Source organism: Paenibacillus sp. FSL H7-0326, assembly GCF_001955535.1.
Taxonomy (GTDB): domain Bacteria; phylum Bacillota; class Bacilli; order Paenibacillales; family Paenibacillaceae; genus Paenibacillus; species Paenibacillus shunpengii.
In genome coordinates this window covers 550,317-568,945 of the sequence record NZ_MPVN01000001.1, presented here as the reverse complement: position 1 = coordinate 568,945, position 18,629 = coordinate 550,317, and the positions used below count along the sequence as shown (strand labels likewise).

Below are 18,629 nucleotides of genomic sequence, written 5' to 3'. Positions count from 1 at the left end.
AGAGGTGTCTTACATGTCAGTCTATCAGGTACTTGTGGTTGATGATTCAGCATTTATGAGAAAGATTATTACCGATTTAATTCAGCAGGATCCTTCTTTTCGAGTAGCGGACACCGCTGCGACAGGTGTGGAAGCTGTTGAGAAAGCCAGAAGTCTCCGGCCAGATTTAATTACGATGGATGTTGAAATGCCGGAATTAAACGGGCTGGATGCCTTGAAGATCATTATGGCCGAGCAGCCAATTCCGATCATCATGCTGTCAGGGATTAATGAGACCGGTCTCAAAGAAACGATCAAGGCGCTGGAAGCCGGTGCGTTTGATTTTATACGTAAGCCTTCCGTTCAATTTCGTCAGGACATTTATGAGGTGGGGACTGAGCTTCGTAATCAGATGAAGGAAGCCGTACAGATGATGGAGCGAAGAGCTCGAAGAGCTGCGGAGAAGGATGAGGTTGCAGCATGGATCGCTTCTCCCTCTGAGGTTTCGGCTTCGTCTGCTGGGAAAAAGAATAAAGATGCTGCTGTCCACCATAAGACGCCTGAAAAAACGATCGCTCAAGAGCCTAAATCTGCGCCTCCAGAATCAGTGAGCAAGAACATTTCCGCTCCCCGATCGGCGAAGACCAAGCTGGAAGACATTAAGTCCATCACTCAGAGACTAGCACAAGAATTAGAGACAGCCAAAAAAGAAACAGAGAAGAAAGCAAGACCAAAAGCAAGCAAGAAGGAGAAGGAACCTGACAAACGGTCATCCCTTGTAATTCAAGCAGAGCACGAAGCCGTAGCCTCTCTTGAAGCAGCCGAGACGAAGAAGCCTAAGAGATTAGATGTATCGCTTTCTTCTGGTACGTTCAGCAAATTGGTAGCTATCGGATGCTCGACGGGTGGACCCCGTGCACTTAAAACGCTGCTGTCTCATTTCCCCGGGGATTTTGAGGCTCCGATTGTCATCGTTCAGCACATGCCGCCGGATTTCACCAGATCCCTGGCAGCCCGGCTTGATTCCTTCAGTGAGATTCATGTGGTTGAAGCGGCTCATGGAATGCTTTTAAAGGCGGGAACTGCTTACATCGCTCCAGGAGGCTATCATATGAGAGTTAGGGAGAATCGTCATGCGGAATATGAGATTGTGCTCGGCAGCGAGGACCCCGTGAATGGACACAGGCCTTCAGTCGATACGTTATTCGAATCTTTACTCCCCTATGTTGCTCTCGAAAGACATATAGCCATCTTGACGGGGATGGGCAGCGATGGAGCAAGAATGATGAAACGTCTCTACGAAGCAGGCGTTACTTCTACTTTTGCTGAGAATGAGGAGACCTGCGTTGTATACGGGATGCCGCGTGCTGCAGCAGAGCTCGGGTGTGTAAATCAGCTGCTCCCGCTTGAGGAGCTGGCCGATAGACTGGTTAAAGCGGTGACTAGAAACGGTTAATTTATAAAAGGAGGTAATACAAAGTGGATATGAATCAATATTTATCCATGTTCATTGATGAGTCGAATGATCATCTCCAATCATTGAACGAAAAGATGCTCGAATTGGAAAATAATCCGGAGGACATCAGCATAGTTCAGGTGATCTTTCGATCAGCCCACACACTTAAGGGAATGGCTGCGACAATGGGATTCGAAGATCTCGCCTCATTAACTCATAAGATGGAAAATGTGCTGGATCTGGTCCGCAACGAGAAGCTGACGATGCAGGAGCCTATATTTGACGTTCTGTTCCAGAGCTTGGATGCACTCGAGTCTATGGTACAGGATATTATGGCAGGCGGTGAGGGCAAGGCTGACGTGTCTGCGATTGTTGATAAGCTGCAAGCGATTGAAAGCGGAGAAGCAAGTATGTCTGATGCTGCATCACAGATCAGCAGTTCAGATGCAGCTTCGAGTGGAACAGCATTATCACTTGATGAATTTCAAGCGTCTGTCTTGACGCAGTCCATTGCAGATGGACAGGGTGCAGTGTTTGTACATGTTACCATCAGCAAGTCAAGCCAGCTTAAATCCGTTAGAGCTTACATGGTATTTGATTTGCTGGAGCGCTCCGGAGAGGTTATTAAGACAGAGCCTTCAGTACAAGAAATTGAGCAGGACCAATTCGATTACGATTTTTCACTATACTACATAACTCAAATGCAACCGGAAGAGCTGCAGCAGGCGATTATGAATATTTCCGAGATTGAGAAGGCAGAAGTCGTACCATTAACAATAGAAATGCTGGGACAGATCGCGAGCAAGGAAGCAGCAGCTTCTGTAGAGACCCCTCTGATCGAAGAGAAGAAAGCAGAAGTTAGTAACAAGGATAAAGGAACTGCTAAACCGGCCAAGCCCGCAGCAGAGAAGAGCAATACGAAGCCCGCCGGCGCTGCCGTTGGGAACCGAACGATCAGAGTGGATATTGAACGGCTTGACGTGCTGATGAATTTGTTCAGTGAGCTGCTGATTGACAGATCCAGACTGGAACAGCTGGCAAGTGATCTGGATCATTCCGATCTAATAGAAACCGTATCTCATATGAGCAGAGTGAGCTCAGATCTGCAAAATATTGTTCTGAAGCTCAGAATGGTCCCGGTCGATACTGTATTCAACCGTTTTCCAAGAATGGTAAGGGATCTGGCCAAATCGCTGGATAAAAAAGTGGATTTGATCGTCACTGGTGCTGAAACGGAGCTTGACCGTACGGTAATTGACGAAATTGGCGACCCGCTGGTCCACTTGCTTCGAAACGCCGTGGATCATGGGGTTGAGTCGATATCCAAGCGGATCGAGGCAGGCAAGCCTGAAACGGGAACGATTCATTTAAGAGCCTTCCACAGCGGTAATCATGTATTCATTGAAATCGAAGATGATGGAGCCGGTATATACCGCGACAAGCTGCTGAAGACGGCCATTTCCCGTGGAGTTGTTACTGAAGCTGAGGGAGAACTGATGACAGACGAGCAAGTGTACCAGCTATTGTTTGCTCCTGGATTTAGTACAGCTGAGACAATATCGGATATTTCCGGAAGGGGCGTAGGATTGGATGTCGTTAAGGCAAAGATCACTTCGCTCGGTGGAAATGTATCGATCCATTCTACGCCGGGACAAGGCACGAATTTCTCGGTTCAGCTTCCGCTAACGCTATCCATTATCGCAGCGATGCTGATTAGACTTGGTGAAGAAAAGTATGCTATTCCGTTGTCCTCCATCGTGGAGACCGCCATTATCAAAAAAGAAAAAATCCGCCATGTACATGGTTCAAGAATGATCAGCTTTAGAGACTCTATGATTCCTTACGTATCGCTGTCGAAAGTGTTCAGTGTCAGCGGATATACCGATGAAGAAGAGGAAGAAGTTGAAATTGTAGTCATCCGCAAGGGGGAACAGCTTGCAGCGCTTGCGGTAGATGATTTTATCGGACAGAACGAAATTGTAATTAAGAGTTTAGGTAAATACCTGCCTTCCATACAAGGCATCTCAGGAGCCACAATTCTTGGTGACGGTCAGGTAGCCCTCATTATTGATCCGAATGGCTTCATTAAATAGAGCAGGTATTTCATTGATTCATAGTTGATAGATTCAGCGGTGCTGAATTCCCGCATAGAAGGTTGTTCATTACTTAAGGAGGTATTAGGTCATGGCAGAAGATATTAAAGTAATTGTATTCAAACTGGGTGAAGAAGAGTATGGCATTGAGGTGGATCAGGTTCAAACCATTGAGAGAATGATGCCGATTACGAGAGTTCCCAAAACCTATTCATTTGTAAAAGGTGTAGTCAATCTTCGCGGTGTTGTTATTCCCATCATAGATTTGCGAGGACGCTTTTCTCTTCCAGAGACGGAGTATACCGATCATACCCGAATCATTATGGTGACTGTGCAAGAGATGCAGGTTGGCTTTATTGTCGATTCGGCAAACGATGTACTAGACATTCATTCAGGAGATATCGAGAATCCGCCAGAGGTTATTGGCGGCGTAAAAGCCAAGTACTTGAGAGGCGTTGCCAAGCTGGGTGAAGATCGCTTGCTTATTATGCTAAATCTGGTGGAAGTGTTGAATAAGAGCGAAATTGTTATGCTCGAAGGTATGGAAGGATAATGACACGCTCTTTTGATCAATTTCATGATATTGAAATGGATGTTCTGAAGGAAATTGGCAATATAGGAGCCGGCCATGCGGCTACTGCGTTATCGACACTGCTGAACAGGCCGATTGATATGGGGGTCCCCACGGTTCAGCGTGTCCCCTTTGAATTGATTGCAGAGAGCGTTGGTGGTGACGAGAGTATTGTAACTGCCGTCTACTTTAGAGTAGAAGGTGATGCGCCGGGGAATTTGTTTTTTATGATGACGCCGGAGGCAGCCAAACAGCTGCTGCATCACTTCAGTGGAGCAGTGACCAATGAGGTGCTTGAATTCTCCGACATGGAACGATCCATCTTGTCTGAGGTCGGGAATATACTGGCCGGATCCTACCTGTCTTCACTGGCAGATTTTACTCAGTTAGCCATGCTGCCTACCGTGCCCGGCTTTGCCGTTGATATGGCTGGAGCGATTCTCAGCTACGGGCTGCTTCATATGAGTCATATGGGAAATGAAGCCCTGCTGATCGATACGAATTTCCTGGAGGGATCAAATCGGGTGCAAGGACAATTTTTCCTAATACCCGATCCCGAATCCTTTGACGCTATATTTGAAGCACTTGGAGTACATGGCTGATGATAGAGCAGAAGAAGCTGATTAAGGTAGGGATGGCGGATTTAAATATTCTGGCTGAGCCAGGAGTCATTAGAACGACCGGGCTTGGATCCTGTGTGGGTGTCACATTGTACGATCCTGTAAGCAGGATTTGCGGTATGGCGCATGTAATGCTCCCATCTTCCTCTATTGCTAGAGAGAGTGTGGATTTAAATCGGGCAAAATACGCGGATACCGCAATCGTACTACTGTTAGATAGAATGAAGGCGCAGGGAGCATCCCAGCCGCATATTGTTGCGAAAATGGCAGGTGGATCTCAGATGTTTCAATTTGCCGGATCTGGGGATACGTTACGTATTGGCCCTCGAAATACGGAAGCGTGCAAAGAAGCTTTGAATTTAGCAGAAATTCCGCTGATCGCAGAAGATTGTGGTGGACATCATGGCAGAACCATTGATCTGGATCGGGATACAGGGGTGCTGACGATTCGAAGCGTACAGATGGGTGTGAAAGAGTTATGACTACGTTGTTTGGTACGATTCGCATAAATTTTGTGTTTGGTCTTATCGGTTTAGTCTATACTTTTTTTGTTTCATACAGCAGTAACTTGTTATCTACTAGTTTGTACCGTGCGGGCACAGCCTTTGTGATCTGGTTTGTCATTGCTTTTATTTGCAGATGGGTGCTGGGATACGTCCTGGCACCGACGCAAAGTGCTGAAGATCATAGCCAGCAGAATGATGGTACGGAGCATAAGGGAACACAGCTCGATATAACCGCTCCAGATGATGATGAGGAGCTAAGGAATCTATTAAAGTATTCACCGCAGGAAGAAAGTAAGAGTGAACCGAAAAAATCAGCAGCTGAAACTGGATTTGAACCTCTAAATCCTCCGAAGCTTGTTCGAACAAAGGATGCTGAAGAATTGGCAAAAGCCGTTCGACACTTGTCAGACAATTAAAGGGGGTGAAGCGATATGACAGGCCGAAATTCGTCCCATTTGGCAGATATGGACCTGTGGGAAAAATGGAAGGAACAAGGGGACCTGGATGCAAGGAATCAGCTGATTGAAAAACATCTTCATATCGTTCAGTATGTCTCAAGTCGGCTCGCCGTCGGATTGCCCAAGAATGTATCAAAGGATGATTTGGAGAGCAATGGTGCTCTGGGACTGATGGATGCTCTGGACAAATTTGATTATAAGCGCGGACTTCAATTTGAGACTTATGCTTCATGGAGAGTGAGAGGTGCGATTCTCGATGGCTTACGCCAGGGTGACTGGGTGCCGAGATCTGTCAGAGAGAAGGCGAAGAAGATTGAAGAGGCCTATCAGCATTTGGAACAGAGGTATTCAAGAAGTGTTACTGATGAAGAGATGGGCCAATATCTCGATGTTTCTGCTGGAGATTTCAGGAATATGCTGCAGGAAGTCGCGGTAATGTCGCTTTATTCGCTTGAGGATCCACTGCGCGAAGAGGATGCGGAGACACGAATGTCTCTATTGATCGATGAGAAAGCCTATGCCCCTGAGCAGACTGTAAAAGATATTCATTTGAAGCAGGCATTGATGCAGGGGATTGACAAGCTGACGGAAAAAGAAAGAATTGTGGTCTCATTATTATATTATGAGGATTTATCATTGAGTGAAATTGCAGAAGTAATGTCATTGTCACCATCACGTATTTCCCAGCTTCACTCCAAGGCAATTCTGAGGCTGAGAGGTACTCTTGAGAAACAGCGTGAGCTCTTAATGAACAGGGATTAGAATAAGAGTAATTTTAAAATAAGCTGTCTATGGAGAAAGAAGGAAGGTTGCAGATGACGCAGAAATTAGACCCAGCGCAATATATGAAGGTGCTGTTTTCAGCTGATCACAGCAGCGCAGTACTTGATATGATTAGACAAGAAGAATTTGAAATTACAGCTGGGGAATTAAAAGCATATCTTGCTCAGCAAGGAATCGTCTATGGAGTTCACGAGGAGGTCCTACAGGATATCGCGAAACGTCCATCAGCATATTATGGATTGAAGCCGACGGTGGCTTCAGGTGATGACCCGGTCCCTGGGACCGACGGTTCCATTGAATTGATTACGAATTTGGTAGAAGCCGGAGAACGCAAGCCGCTTGAAACAGAGGGCGGGAGAGTCGATTACAAAGAAATTACGCAGCTCAGTAATGTAAAAAAAGGGCAGGTTATTGCTAGACGGAAGCCGCCCGAGCCAGGTATACCTGGAAAGAGTGTCAAAGGTGAAGTGATACCCTATCGCCCTGGGAAGGAAGCCAGATTTAAGCCGGGCAAAAATGTAGTCGTTAACGCCGAAGGCGATGCCATGTATGCCGCACTAGATGGGCTTGTTACTCCTACGGAAAAGGATCGAATCAATGTATTCCCTGTGTACGAAGTGAACGGAGACATTGATTATAATACTGGAAATATTGATTTTGTAGGTACGGTTGTCATAAGAGGAAATGTGCTGACGGGCTTTAAAGTCAAAGCTGCAGGAGATATCCGTGTGGTTGGCGGAGTCGAAGGAGCAGAACTCTATGCAGGAGGCTCTATACAGGTTACCGGCGGAATTATCGGCTATAATAAAGGGCTTATCCAAGCAGGTGTCGATGTAAAGAGCTCCTTCATTCAGGACGCCAATGTACAGGCTGGAGGAAGTGTTTTCGTTACTCAGAGCATCATGCATTCTAATATTAGGGCAGGCAAGCAATGCATGTGTGAAGGTACCAAGGGCCTTATCGTCGGCGGTGTCGTTCAGGCTGGTGAAAAAGTCGTAGCACGGACGATCGGGAATACCATGTCAACCGTGACAACGATTGAAGTGGGTGTCGTTCCAGAGCTGCGCAATGAGCTTGCACAGCTGAGAACAGAGCTTAAAGCCCAAACGGAAAGCATCGACAAGACAGCAAAAGCATTACATTTGCTTGATCAAATGGCTGCATCCGGGCAGCTGGCCCCTGAAAAAATGAGCATGAGAATGAAGCTTCAGGTCACTCATCAGTCAAGTATGCGAGAACTTGCTGAGATTAAGGAACGGATCCTTGATATCGAGAAATTGCTCGAGGATACATCCAATGCGAGTGTTGATGTCATGAAGACCATCTACGGCGGCTCTAAAATAGTTATCGGCAGATACACTAGATTTGTTAAAGATTCTGCGACAAGAATATCGTTTTTTTATCATAATGGCGATATTTCCATGGTACCCTTAAAAGGAATGTAAATTATATTACACCACCCAAAGGAGTGACTTTATCAGATGAGTCTAAAAGCGGTTGAACTTCAAATTGCTATACCGCGCACGAGTGAGGCGGGACGTTATCAAAGTGAATACGACCACAGAAGATCATCAGAGCAGTCGCTGCTCGCGGACAATCAATCCAGGCAGATCAAGAAAAAATCGAAGCAAAGTCCAAAGACAAACGAATCGGAGCAGGCAAGCATTAGGGATCAGCGTAATACTTCACATACACAGGGAGAACCGTTGAATCAGAGTAATGAGCTTGCAGACGAAATATCTGCTGTCCCCGCTGAGCACCCGTTTAAGGGGAAAAACTTTGATGTGAGTTTGTAATCACATAGAATAAAAGTCGAAGTTTTGTATTGCAATAAATACTTAATGAATTCTAAATGCAAGTGCACGTAAATAAAGGAGAACAGACTCATGCAACCATGGAGTACTATCGTCGTACTTGGCCTATGTGTCATTGTATTCGCTTGGTTTATGCCCAAATCAAGGACGGACTCAGGACAGAAGGTAGTAAAGGACGTAGAGTCTACACTGGATCGTTACCTGGCGGAAATTGAGCTTGAGAATGAGAAGGTTATTCACAAGCTTAAGCACTATCAGCAGGAATGGTCAGAGACAGACAAACGCAGAGAACAGGAAATTCAAGATTTACGCCAGCAGCTCAGCTCCTTACACTCCCAAATAGCGGTACAGTCAGCTTACAAGGAAACAGTGGCCGTTCCAATATCAACCCAGGAGAGAGAGCTTGCTGCTGCGGTAGAAGCAAATCCGATCCTAGAAAGCAAGGAAGTCCCTTCCGAGACGAATTCAATTCAGTCGCGGTTTCCAGAGCTGTTCAAGCTCGATGGGGAAGGAAAGTCTGTAGATTATATTTCGAACAAGCTGAACATGCCCAAAGGAGAGGTCCAGGTTATATTACAGCTTGGGAATAAGGAGGGGAGACGATGATCAAAAATCGTTCCTTTCTTCTCGGACTTGGAACCGGAATTGCAGCAGGTGCATTGATTCTGCAGCTGGCTTTGATCGGACAAGGACAAGCTGGAGGAGATCAGACGCTAGATCTTAGTACACTGACAAGAGAACAGGTTCAAGAGGCAGCTGATGAATTGGAGCTGAAGGTATATGATGCTTCTGCCGAGGTCATGACAGAAGAGGAATGGACCGAGGCAAAGGCAGAGGAGCGGGCGCAGGGTAGCAGCACATCTTCGAGCGATAACTCTGGCAAAAATCCGAGCAGTGATGGACCGGTGGCCAGCACCCCTGAACAGCCGGATCAGCCGGCAGCACCGGAGAATTCACAGGCTCCCAAGCCGGCAGACGAGCCAGCACCAGGTACAATTTCTTATCGAGTAATAAACGGAGCTACCCTCAATGATGTTGCAGATCATTTGTCGTCTCTTCGTGTATTAGATAATCGTGATGCTTTCATCGAAGAGGCCCGGAAACAAAAAATCAACAATAAGATTCAGGTAGGCAGCTACGAGTTCACAGAGGGAGAATCAATAGATTCGGTTATATCAAAGCTCATATCAGGTCCCTGATTAGCAACTAGTTTTTTGAAGGTATTGTGAAATCAAAAGAGATTCATGCTAACTTTGTTGCATCGGGGATGCAGTTGTGATATATTAATTGACGGTGTTAAAACACACGCTGTGCTAATTCTGTCGAGGGTGCTTGCCTTATGGTAAGTCTTGACGGGAAATGATGCCGGCGGAGGACACAAAAACCAATAATTAGGAGGTGTGTGGAGATGGCAGTTATCTCCATGAAACAGCTTCTCGAAGCTGGGGTTCACTTCGGTCACCAAACTCGCCGTTGGAATCCAAAGATGGATCGTTATATCTTCACTGAAAGAAACGGTATTTACATCATTGACTTGCAAAAGACAGTGAAAAAGGTTGAGGAAGCTTACAACTTTGTTAAGAGTATCGCAGGAGAGAATGGAACTATTCTGTTCGTAGGTACTAAGAAACAAGCTCAAGATTCCGTAAAAGAAGAAGCAGAGCGCGCTGGTCAGTTCTTTATTAACCAACGTTGGCTCGGTGGTACTCTGACTAACTTCCAAACTATTCAAAAACGTATCGATCGTTTGAAACAGTTGGAAGCTTGGGAAGAGGACGGCACTTTCCAAGTGCTGCCTAAGAAAGAAGTTATCATTCTCCGCAAAGAGAAAGACCGTCTCGAGAAATTCCTCGGCGGTATCAAGAACATGAAGGGTCTTCCAAGCGCCCTGTTCGTAATCGACCCACGTAAAGAGCGTATCGCAGTTGCGGAAGCTCGCAAATTGGGTATCCCAATCGTAGGTATCGTTGATACAAACTGCGATCCGGACGAAATCGATTATGTCATTCCTGGTAACGATGACGCGATTCGCGCGGTTAAATTGCTTACTGGTAAAATGGCTGATGCTGTTATCGAAGCTCATCAAGGCGAAGAAACATCCGCTTAAGAATGACTTTGTAAGGGTCTCATGTATATGAATTAAATGAAAAGGGTGGTTGGTAGGTGGATAACCTTTCACTGCCCTTTTTTTAGGGTCATACGCAAAAATATCCTCTGGAGGGAAAACAAATGGCAGTAGATGCGAAATTGGTTAAAGAGCTTCGCGAAAAAACTGGCGCTGGTATGCTGGATTGCAAAAAAGCACTGGAAGAAGCGAACAATGATGTAACAAAAGCAACTGAAATTCTTCGTGAAAAAGGCCTGGCTGCAGCAGCAAACAAAGCTGGCCGTGTAGCAACTGAAGGTGTGGTTCAATCTTACATCCACGCTGGCGGACGCATCGGCGTATTGGTTGAAGTTAACTGCGAAACAGACTTCGTAGCTATGACTGACCAATTCAAAGAGTTTGCACGCGACATCGCTATGCACATCGCTGCTTCCAGCCCGCGCTATGTAACTCGTGAAGAAGTTCCTCAGGAAGAGATTGAGAAAGAAAAAGAAATTTTGAAAGCTCAAGCTCTGAACGAAGGAAAACCAGAAAAAATCGTTGAAAAAATGGTTGAAGGCCGCATCGGTAAATACTACGAAGAGTTCTGCCTGCTTGAGCAATCCTTCGTTAAGAACCCTGATGTTACGGTTCAACAATTGCTGAACGAAAAAATCAGCACAATCGGTGAAAATATTTCCATCCGTCGCTTTGTTCGTTACGAACTGGGTGAAGGTCTTGAGAAAAAACAAGATAACTTCGTAGAAGAAGTTATGGCACAAGTGAAAAACTAATTATTGAAACATGTATGAACAGAAATCGGACTTGCCCATGTCTTCTGAAGATATAATTAGATTAGCTTCAAGAGATTTTACAAGACACCTTTATATTGGAAGAAGAACTGGATAGTCCGAGATTCGGCTCAGAAAGTTTTCTTTAACGAAGAGTGGAACACAATCCGTGTTCCTTTCTTTTTAACTAATATGAGGTTTACAAGTGCTTATTTGACGTGGGGAAGCGTCATTTTGAAGTGGAGGGTGAACATTTGAAACAGCCTGTATTTAAAAGGGTAGTACTTAAGGTCAGCGGTGAATCGCTGGCAGGACAAAATGGATACGGCATCGATGCGGAAACGATCTCATCTATTGCTAAGCAGGTCAAAGAAGTTGTGGAATTGGGTGTAGAAGTTGCCATTGTATGCGGTGGAGGCAACATCTGGCGCGGCATCGCAGGTAGTGAGAACGGTATTGACCGGGCTACTGCAGATTACATGGGTATGCTCGCTACGGTGATGAACTCCTTGGCGCTGCAGGATGCGCTTGAGCAGATTGAAGTGCCGACTCGTGTTCAAACTTCAATCGCAATGCAGCAAATTGCAGAGCCTTATATTCGCCGCAGAGCGATTCGTCATCTCGAAAAAGGACGCGTCGTTATTTTTGCAGCAGGAACAGGTAACCCATTCTTCTCCACAGATACGACAGCAGCACTTCGTGCAGCAGAGATTGAAGCTGAAGTGATCCTGATGGCAAAAAATAAAGTGGATGGAGTTTATTCTGCAGATCCATTTAAAGACAGCACAGCTGTGAAATATGAGCAATTAACATATCTTGATGTATTGAACAAGAACCTGGGAGTTATGGACTCCACTGCTTCCTCACTCTGTATGGATAACAACATTCCACTCATTGTATTCGCTATTACGGAACAAGGTAATATCAAACGTGTTCTGCTTGGCGAAAAAATTGGAACCATCGTTAAAGGGAGTGTAGACTAATGCCACAATCAATTAAGAAGAATGCTGAAGAGCGCATGGACAAAGCGATTCAAGCACTGAAACGGGATCTATCAACACTTCGCGCAGGTCGTGCAACGCCTGCACTGCTTGATCGTATTCAAGTTGAATATTATGGTGCAATGACGCCTCTGAACCAGCTTGCAAATATTAACACACCGGATTCCCGTACGCTGATGATTCAGCCTTGGGACAAATCCTCTCTCGCTGATATCGAGCGTGCGATTATGAAATCTGATCTGGGACTGACTCCAGCGAATGATGGAGCAATGATTCGTTTATCGATTCCTCCGCTTACAGAGGAGCGCAGAACGGAGCTGGTTAAATTCACGAAGAAATTCGGTGAAGATGCAAAGGTTGCGATCCGTAATATTCGCCGTGATGCGAACGATGATATTAAGAAGCTCGAAAAATCCGATATTTCGGAAGACGAGTCCCGCAGACATCAAGACGATATTCAAAAAGCAACAGACAAGTTTGTTGCTGAAGTAGATAAAGTTCTTGCTGCAAAAGAAAAAGAAATTATGGAAGTTTAATTAAGCATAGCATACGGCCCCTCCGCCTTCGGTGGGGTTTGCTCTTTTCACAAGAGTGAAAAGAAACTTCATGGGAATTTTGGAGGAAGTCGAATGATGAAACGCTTTCGGTCATGGTTAAACGGTGATGACAAGAAAGAACTGCCACAGCTGTCCAAGGATAACATCCCGAAGCATGTTGCGATTATTATGGATGGTAACGGAAGATGGGCTAAACGGCAGGGCTTGCCCCGTATTATGGGTCATCAGAGTGGCATGAAGGCTGTTAAACGTGCTACGATAGCTGCAAATGATTTAGGTGTGGAATATTTGACCATGTATGCCTTTTCCACCGAAAATTGGACCAGGCCAAGAGACGAAGTTGATTTTTTGATGAGACTGCCCGTTGATTTCTTATCACAGGAACTGGATGAGCTCATTGAAAAAAATGTGCGCGTCCAAATGATGGGGCATGAAGAGCAGCTTCCGGAGCATACCATTAAGGCGGTCAAAGAGGCGATTGAAAAGACAAAACACAATACCGGGCTGGTACTGAATTTTGCTCTGAATTATGGAAGTCGTAAGGAGATTACGGAGGCAGTAAGATCACTAGGCCTTAGAATTGAAGCCGGGGAACTTCAAGCAAGTGAGATTACGTCTGAGCTGATCGGGGAACATTTGTTAACAAGCAACTTGCCTGATCCTGATCTGCTTATACGCACGAGCGGTGAGCTTCGTTTAAGTAATTTCATGTTGTGGCAGCTTGCTTATAGCGAGCTGTGGTTTACTGACATTTATTGGCCTGAATTCGAGAAACAGCATTTGTATGAGGCTGTAGCTGAATATCAGCAAAGAACGAGAAGATATGGCGGTTTGAAGTAATGGAGGATGGACCAAGTTGAAACAGCGAGTCATAACGGGAATTGTTGCCGGAGTTTTTTTTCTGGGATTTGCCATATTGGGAGGAACTTGGTATAACCTTTTAATCCTCTTGATGTCTCTGATCGGTTTATATGAATTTATTCGGATGACCGGGGTCTCACCTTTTGGAGGAACTGCATTTATAGGCTATATTGGCGTTCTCATACTCGTATTTCCATCAATACTCACAGGCTTAGATATATCATTGTCACATATTCAGATCATATGGCTCTTAATGCTGCTGTTCCTCACTGCTACAGTAACAACCAAGAACAAACTGACCGTTCAAACAGCGGCACTGATGTTTATTGGTGTCGTATATGTTGGAATCGGTTTTTATTATATTGCAGCAACTCGTCAGTTAGAGGATGGTTTGTTCTGGACCTTTATGATTCTAGTCAGTATATGGGGCAGTGATGCCGGTGCCTATTTTGTCGGTAAAACGATCGGTAAGCATAAGCTCTGGCCTGTGATCAGTCCGAACAAAACGATCGAAGGAGCTGTCGGGGGCATTGTCATCGCAGTTATCATTTCGATAGGCTTTGCGTTGTTATCCGATGGAATTGTCGGTGTTGGAAATGCAGTGCTGATCGGACTGTCCTCTGCAATTATTGGACAAATGGGAGATTTGGTACAGTCTGCATACAAGCGTGTGTATGGAATTAAGGATTCGGGCAGTCTGCTCCCTGGGCATGGCGGTATTCTTGATCGCTGTGACAGCTGGATATTTGTATTTCCGTTTGTACATATGCTCGCACTGATACCTTACTAGGAGAAGAATGTATAGATACAATTGTGCGATCGAAGAAATGACATGAGGTGTACCATATGAAGAAAATATCAGTTCTTGGTTCCACAGGTTCTATTGGAACTCAGACATTGGATGTCATTTCAATGCATCCGGATAAATTTCAAGTAGAAGGCTTGTCAGCCGGATCGAATGTGGAACTGCTGATCGAGCAGGCGAACGTATATCATCCTAAGAAAGTCTCTGTAGGCCGTAAGGAAGATATCGATAGGGTCAAATCCAATGTTCCTGCGGGCACCGAAGTATACTTCGGTGAGGAAGGATTAATAGAAGTGGCTGCTGGAACCGACGCAGAGATGGTAATTACAGCGGTCATGGGTAGTGTAGGCCTCAAATCTACTCTTGCTGCGATTAAGGAACGGAAGCAAATTGGGCTTGCGAATAAGGAGACTCTTGTAACTGCTGGTCATCTGGTTACATCACTGGCCAAGGATAATGGTGTGCAAATTATACCCGTCGACAGTGAACATTCGGCCATATTTCAATGTCTGAACGGCGAAGAAATTCGTGAAGTGAAAAATATAACACTGACAGCCTCAGGCGGATCTTTCAGACATTTATCCCGAGATCAGCTGCAGCATGTGACGGTGGAGGATGCACTGAAGCATCCAAACTGGTCGATGGGTTCCAAGATTACGATTGATTCTGCAACAATGGTGAACAAAGGACTTGAAGTTATCGAAGCTAGATGGCTGTTCGGTCTTCCTTACGAGCAGATCAATGTCTTGCTGCATCCAGAGAGTATTATTCATTCTTTTGTCGAGTTTCAGGATACGAGCATGATTGCACAGATGGGGAATCCTGATATGCGAGTGCCGATCCAATATGCACTAACTTATCCGAATAGGCTGCCTTCACCTGCAAAGTCTTTGTCGCTCGCAGAGATTGGATCTTTGCATTTTAAAGAGATGGATATGGAACGCTTCCCTTGTCTCCGGCTTGCTTTTGAATGCGGCAAAATGGGAGGTACTGCACCAACGGCTTTTAATGCGGCCAATGAAGTCGCTGTCGCGCGGTTCCTAAAAGGTGAAATTTCCTTCCTTAAGATTGAGGAAATTATTGAGCGAGTGATAGAAACTCACAGCAATGCGCTAAATCCTGACCTTGCTGAAATTGACAGAGTGGATCAATATGTCAGAAAGCTGGCGGGACAAATGTAAACAAGGTTTCATCCTGCTTACTTGATTTAATAAGGAGATGCGGCATAAAAGATTTGATTCTCTTGTATCCTCTATCTGAATAATGATAATGTAAGTAGGACATGACTAGCTCTTCTTAAGTAAAAGGAGGATGGAAGTAACTTGGAAACCTTGCAAATTGTAGTACTAACAGTGCTCATGTTTTTCGTCATTGTGACGGTACATGAATGGGGCCATTACTATTTTGCCAAGCGTGCGGGAATTCTCGTTAGAGAATTTGCCATCGGTTTTGGTCCAAAGCTGTTTTCTTATAAGTATCAGGAGACGGTGTTCACCCTGCGTTTGCTTCCGTTTGGAGGATATGCACGGATGGCGGGCGAAGATCCCGAGCTTATTGAGGTTCAACCAGGTCAGACGATTGCGATTAAGTCAGCGGACGGACTGGTGAAATCGATATACCTTGATCAGCTGGATAACCGCAAAAACGTGGTGCGCGGAGAAATCCTGTCCATCGATCTGGAGCGCAGACTTATGATCGAGATGGATGTTGATGGAGAGAAGCAGCAATTCCCTGTCCATCCACAGGCTATGCTCATTGCCAGAGGACAGGAGACACAGATTGCTCCTAAGGATCGCCAGTTTAACAGCAAGACGGTCGGTCAAAGAGCGCTGGCCATTTTTGCCGGACCGTTTATGAACTTCTTGCTGGCCTTTGTCCTGTTTGCGATCCATGCCATGATCGCCGGCACCCCGGTTGAGAATCCAACTTATGTGAAGATTGGTAATGTTACTGAGGGGATGCCTGCTGCAGAAGCCGACCTTCGTAAAGGTGATATCATTGAAACCATTAATGGTGAAGCCATTGGTGGAGATTACAATAAAATGGTGACGATGATTGCGGAATCGATGGACAAACCTATGGATTGGACTGTGCGTCGAGGCAACGAGGTATTCGATCTAAGCTTAACGCCTAGAGCAATGGAAGGCCAGGAAGGTGGAAAGGTCGGAATTACACCTGAAATACCTACTGAGGATGTCGGATTCTTCCAATCCTTTGCTGTATCCGGCAAAAATATGGTCACAACAACGGAGAGCATATTTGAAGGTTTCCGGATGCTGATTGCTCAGTTCAACATCGATGATCTGGGCGGACCGGTTCGTACCTTTGAAGTGACGGGGCAAATCGCGAAGCAGGGTATTTTACAGTTGACACAATGGACTGCAATCCTTAGCCTATATTTAGGGATATTTAATCTGTTGCCGATTCCAGCACTGGATGGAAGCCGACTTATCTTCTTGGGGATTGAAGGGCTTCGCGGCAAACCGATTGATCCTAATCGTGAAGGTATGGTGCACTTCATTGGGTTCGCGATGCTGTTCTTGTTAATGATCGCTGTAACCTATAACGATATTTTAAGATTGATTAATGGATAATTGTTGCTCGCATATCATTTATGAACCGTAAGGTCTAAGGATGGTGTGTGAACTATGGGAGGACGGAAACGAGTCTTATGTCGAACGATAAACAGTTTGTCACTGAAATTACACCCCAGTCAGAGGATTTCTCTCGCTGGTATATAGACACCATTAAGAAAGCAGATCTGATGGATTATTCTCCAGTTCGGGGATGTATCGTATTCAAACCGGATGGCTATGAAATCTGGGAGCATATTCAGGAAGAGATGGACCGCCGTTTCAAAGAAACAGGCCATCGTAACGCATACTTCCCGATGTTTATCCCGGAGAGCTTCTTCCAGAAGGAGAAAGAGCACGTGGAAGGCTTCAATCCTGAACTGCCATGGGTAACAGAAGCGGGTGGAGAGAAGCTTGAAGAGAGACTTGCTATTCGTCCTACCTCGGAGACGATCTTCGGACATATGTATTCCAAATGGATTCAGTCCTATCGTGATCTGCCGGTTATGATCAATCAGTGGGCGAATGTGGTTCGTTGGGAGAAACGTACGATGCCTTTCTTGCGTACAAGTGAGTTCTTGTGGCAAGAAGGTCATACTGCTCATGAAACGGAAGAGGAAGCTCGTCAGGAAACGATGCAAATGCTTGAGGTGTACCGTGAGGTCGTTGAGAATGTTCTGGCGATTCCGGTTATCAAAGGGCAAAAGACCAAATCCGAGAAATTTGCCGGTGCAGTGGACACCTTCTCCATTGAGGCCATGATGAAGGATGGACGTGCGGTTCAAGCAGGAACCTCCCATTACATGGGTACAAATTTCGCCAAAGCTTTTGAAATACAGTACTTGAATCGTGAGAATACGCTGGAGTATGCACATACCACTTCATGGGGGACAAGCACGCGTCTGATCGGTGCCATGATTATGGTGCACGGTGATGATCGTGGACTGGCACTGCCTCCTAAGGTTGCGCCTACACAAGTGATCATGATTCCAATTGGACCTCCGAAGACTCGTGATCAAGTTGTTGGCCGAGCGGATGAGCTGTATGCAGAACTGAAGAAGGCCGGTATTCGTGTGAAAATGGATGATCGCAGTGATGTACGTCCTGGCTGGAAATTTAACGAATACGAAATGCGTGGTGTACCTGTGCGCCTGGAGATCGGTCCTCGTGACATGGAGAATGGAGTATGTGTGCTTGTATCCAGAATCTCCGGTGAGAAGAAGGTGGTTCAGCAGGCAGATCTGGTTGAAGAGATCAAGGCAATGCTGGATCAAGTACAGAACGAAATGTTCGAGCGTGCCCAGAACTTCATGAAGGACAACTTCTACTCTGTTAATACACTTGACGAGATGAAGGAACTGATGGAAGAAAAACGCGGCTTCTCACTTGCCGGCTGGTGTGGTTCCGACGCTTGTGAAGACAAGGTCAAAGAAGTGACAGGGGCGACGAGTCGTAATATTCCGTTTGAACCCGCTGAGGAAAAACATACCTGTCTGGTATGTGGACAGAAAGCCGAACATACGGTAGTATTTGCTAGAGCATATTAATTTTTTTTGAGCGTATTTTTTGAGCGTATAAGTGTAAGAGAATGACAAGCTTCTGTCCGAAATGAGACGGTGCCTTTTAGCGGATCGGTTCCCATTTTTGCGTGCAGAAGCTTTTCATGTTCTATGGT

The 18,629-nt window shown here is 45.6% G+C and carries 20 protein-coding genes; all 20 read left to right on the top strand.

The features are described 5' to 3' along the window. Positions 1-13 precede the first annotated feature (13 nt). The 20 genes from BK126_RS02470 (at position 14) to proS (ending at position 18,501) form a co-directional block, all read left to right on the top strand. Positions 14-1,435, top strand: coding sequence for a protein-glutamate methylesterase/protein-glutamine glutaminase (locus BK126_RS02470; protein ID WP_076311132.1), 1,422 nt, complete (start codon positions 14-16; stop codon positions 1,433-1,435). A gap of 23 nt (positions 1,436-1,458) precedes the next feature. After that, positions 1,459-3,528 carry a chemotaxis protein CheA gene (locus BK126_RS02465; RefSeq protein WP_076311131.1) on the top strand — a complete coding sequence of 690 codons (2,070 nt, stop codon included), beginning with the start codon at positions 1,459-1,461 and terminating at the stop codon, positions 3,526-3,528. 91 nt (positions 3,529-3,619) lie between these two features. Next, the gene (locus tag BK126_RS02460) at positions 3,620-4,081 is read left to right on the top strand and encodes a chemotaxis protein CheW (protein ID WP_047909700.1); all 462 of its coding nucleotides are present in this window, start codon (positions 3,620-3,622) and stop codon (positions 4,079-4,081) included. Next, entirely contained in the window at positions 4,081-4,701 is a 621-nt protein-coding gene (locus BK126_RS02455) for a chemotaxis protein CheC (RefSeq protein WP_076311130.1), read from the top strand. The genes BK126_RS02460 and BK126_RS02455 overlap by 1 nt, the downstream gene beginning before the upstream one ends. Further along, positions 4,701-5,201: a chemotaxis protein CheD gene (locus BK126_RS02450; protein ID WP_076311129.1), complete on the top strand. Its 501-nt coding sequence runs from the start codon at positions 4,701-4,703 to the stop codon at positions 5,199-5,201. Before BK126_RS02455 ends, BK126_RS02450 begins: the two co-directional genes overlap by 1 nt. Then, positions 5,198-5,641, top strand: a complete 444-nt coding sequence (locus tag BK126_RS02445; RefSeq protein WP_076311128.1) for a hypothetical protein — start codon at positions 5,198-5,200, stop codon at positions 5,639-5,641. The genes BK126_RS02450 and BK126_RS02445 overlap by 4 nt, the downstream gene beginning before the upstream one ends. Positions 5,642-5,656: 15 nt before the next feature. Then, a complete protein-coding gene (locus BK126_RS02440) occupies positions 5,657-6,445 on the top strand; it encodes a FliA/WhiG family RNA polymerase sigma factor (RefSeq protein ID WP_076311127.1) in 789 nt (262 codons plus the stop codon). Positions 6,446-6,498: 53 nt separating this feature from the next. Further along, on the top strand, positions 6,499-7,911 hold the full coding sequence (locus BK126_RS02435; protein WP_143757653.1) for a flagellar assembly protein A: 1,413 nt from the start codon (positions 6,499-6,501) through the stop codon (positions 7,909-7,911). A gap of 36 nt (positions 7,912-7,947) precedes the next feature. Next, positions 7,948-8,262: a hypothetical protein gene (locus BK126_RS02430; protein ID WP_076311125.1), complete on the top strand. Its 315-nt coding sequence runs from the start codon at positions 7,948-7,950 to the stop codon at positions 8,260-8,262. Positions 8,263-8,352: 90 nt separating this feature from the next. Continuing rightward, positions 8,353-8,886: a hypothetical protein gene (locus BK126_RS02425; protein WP_076311124.1), complete on the top strand. Its 534-nt coding sequence runs from the start codon at positions 8,353-8,355 to the stop codon at positions 8,884-8,886. Continuing rightward, a complete protein-coding gene (locus BK126_RS02420; RefSeq protein WP_076311123.1) occupies positions 8,883-9,479 on the top strand; it encodes a hypothetical protein in 597 nt (198 codons plus the stop codon). Before BK126_RS02425 ends, BK126_RS02420 begins: the two co-directional genes overlap by 4 nt. A gap of 209 nt (positions 9,480-9,688) precedes the next feature. After that, positions 9,689-10,387, top strand: coding sequence for a 30S ribosomal protein S2 (gene rpsB, locus BK126_RS02415; RefSeq protein WP_047909692.1), 699 nt, complete (start codon positions 9,689-9,691; stop codon positions 10,385-10,387). A 122-nt stretch (positions 10,388-10,509) separates the two neighbouring features. Beyond that, a complete protein-coding gene (gene tsf, locus BK126_RS02410) occupies positions 10,510-11,160 on the top strand; it encodes a translation elongation factor Ts (RefSeq protein WP_076311122.1) in 651 nt (216 codons plus the stop codon). Positions 11,161-11,411: 251 nt separating this feature from the next. Further along, positions 11,412-12,140, top strand: a complete 729-nt coding sequence (pyrH, locus tag BK126_RS02405) for a UMP kinase (RefSeq protein WP_047909690.1) — start codon at positions 11,412-11,414, stop codon at positions 12,138-12,140. Beyond that, a complete protein-coding gene (gene frr, locus BK126_RS02400) occupies positions 12,140-12,694 on the top strand; it encodes a ribosome recycling factor (protein WP_076311121.1) in 555 nt (184 codons plus the stop codon). The genes pyrH and frr overlap by 1 nt, the downstream gene beginning before the upstream one ends. Positions 12,695-12,787: 93 nt before the next feature. Beyond that, complete coding sequence (locus BK126_RS02395) at positions 12,788-13,555, top strand: undecaprenyl pyrophosphate synthase (protein ID WP_076311120.1); 768 nt, start codon at positions 12,788-12,790, stop codon at positions 13,553-13,555. A 16-nt stretch (positions 13,556-13,571) separates the two neighbouring features. After that, the gene (locus tag BK126_RS02390; protein ID WP_076311119.1) at positions 13,572-14,366 is read left to right on the top strand and encodes a phosphatidate cytidylyltransferase; all 795 of its coding nucleotides are present in this window, start codon (positions 13,572-13,574) and stop codon (positions 14,364-14,366) included. Between the two features lie 56 nt (positions 14,367-14,422). Next, positions 14,423-15,562 carry a 1-deoxy-D-xylulose-5-phosphate reductoisomerase gene (locus tag BK126_RS02385; protein WP_076311118.1) on the top strand — a complete coding sequence of 380 codons (1,140 nt, stop codon included), beginning with the start codon at positions 14,423-14,425 and terminating at the stop codon, positions 15,560-15,562. A gap of 141 nt (positions 15,563-15,703) precedes the next feature. After that, positions 15,704-16,975: an RIP metalloprotease RseP gene (gene rseP, locus BK126_RS02380; RefSeq protein ID WP_076311117.1), complete on the top strand. Its 1,272-nt coding sequence runs from the start codon at positions 15,704-15,706 to the stop codon at positions 16,973-16,975. A gap of 77 nt (positions 16,976-17,052) precedes the next feature. Continuing rightward, positions 17,053-18,501 (top strand): proline--tRNA ligase, encoded by a 1,449-nt coding sequence (gene proS / locus BK126_RS02375; protein WP_076311116.1) that lies wholly within the window; start codon positions 17,053-17,055, stop codon positions 18,499-18,501. The last annotated feature ends 128 nt before the right edge of the window (positions 18,502-18,629 follow it).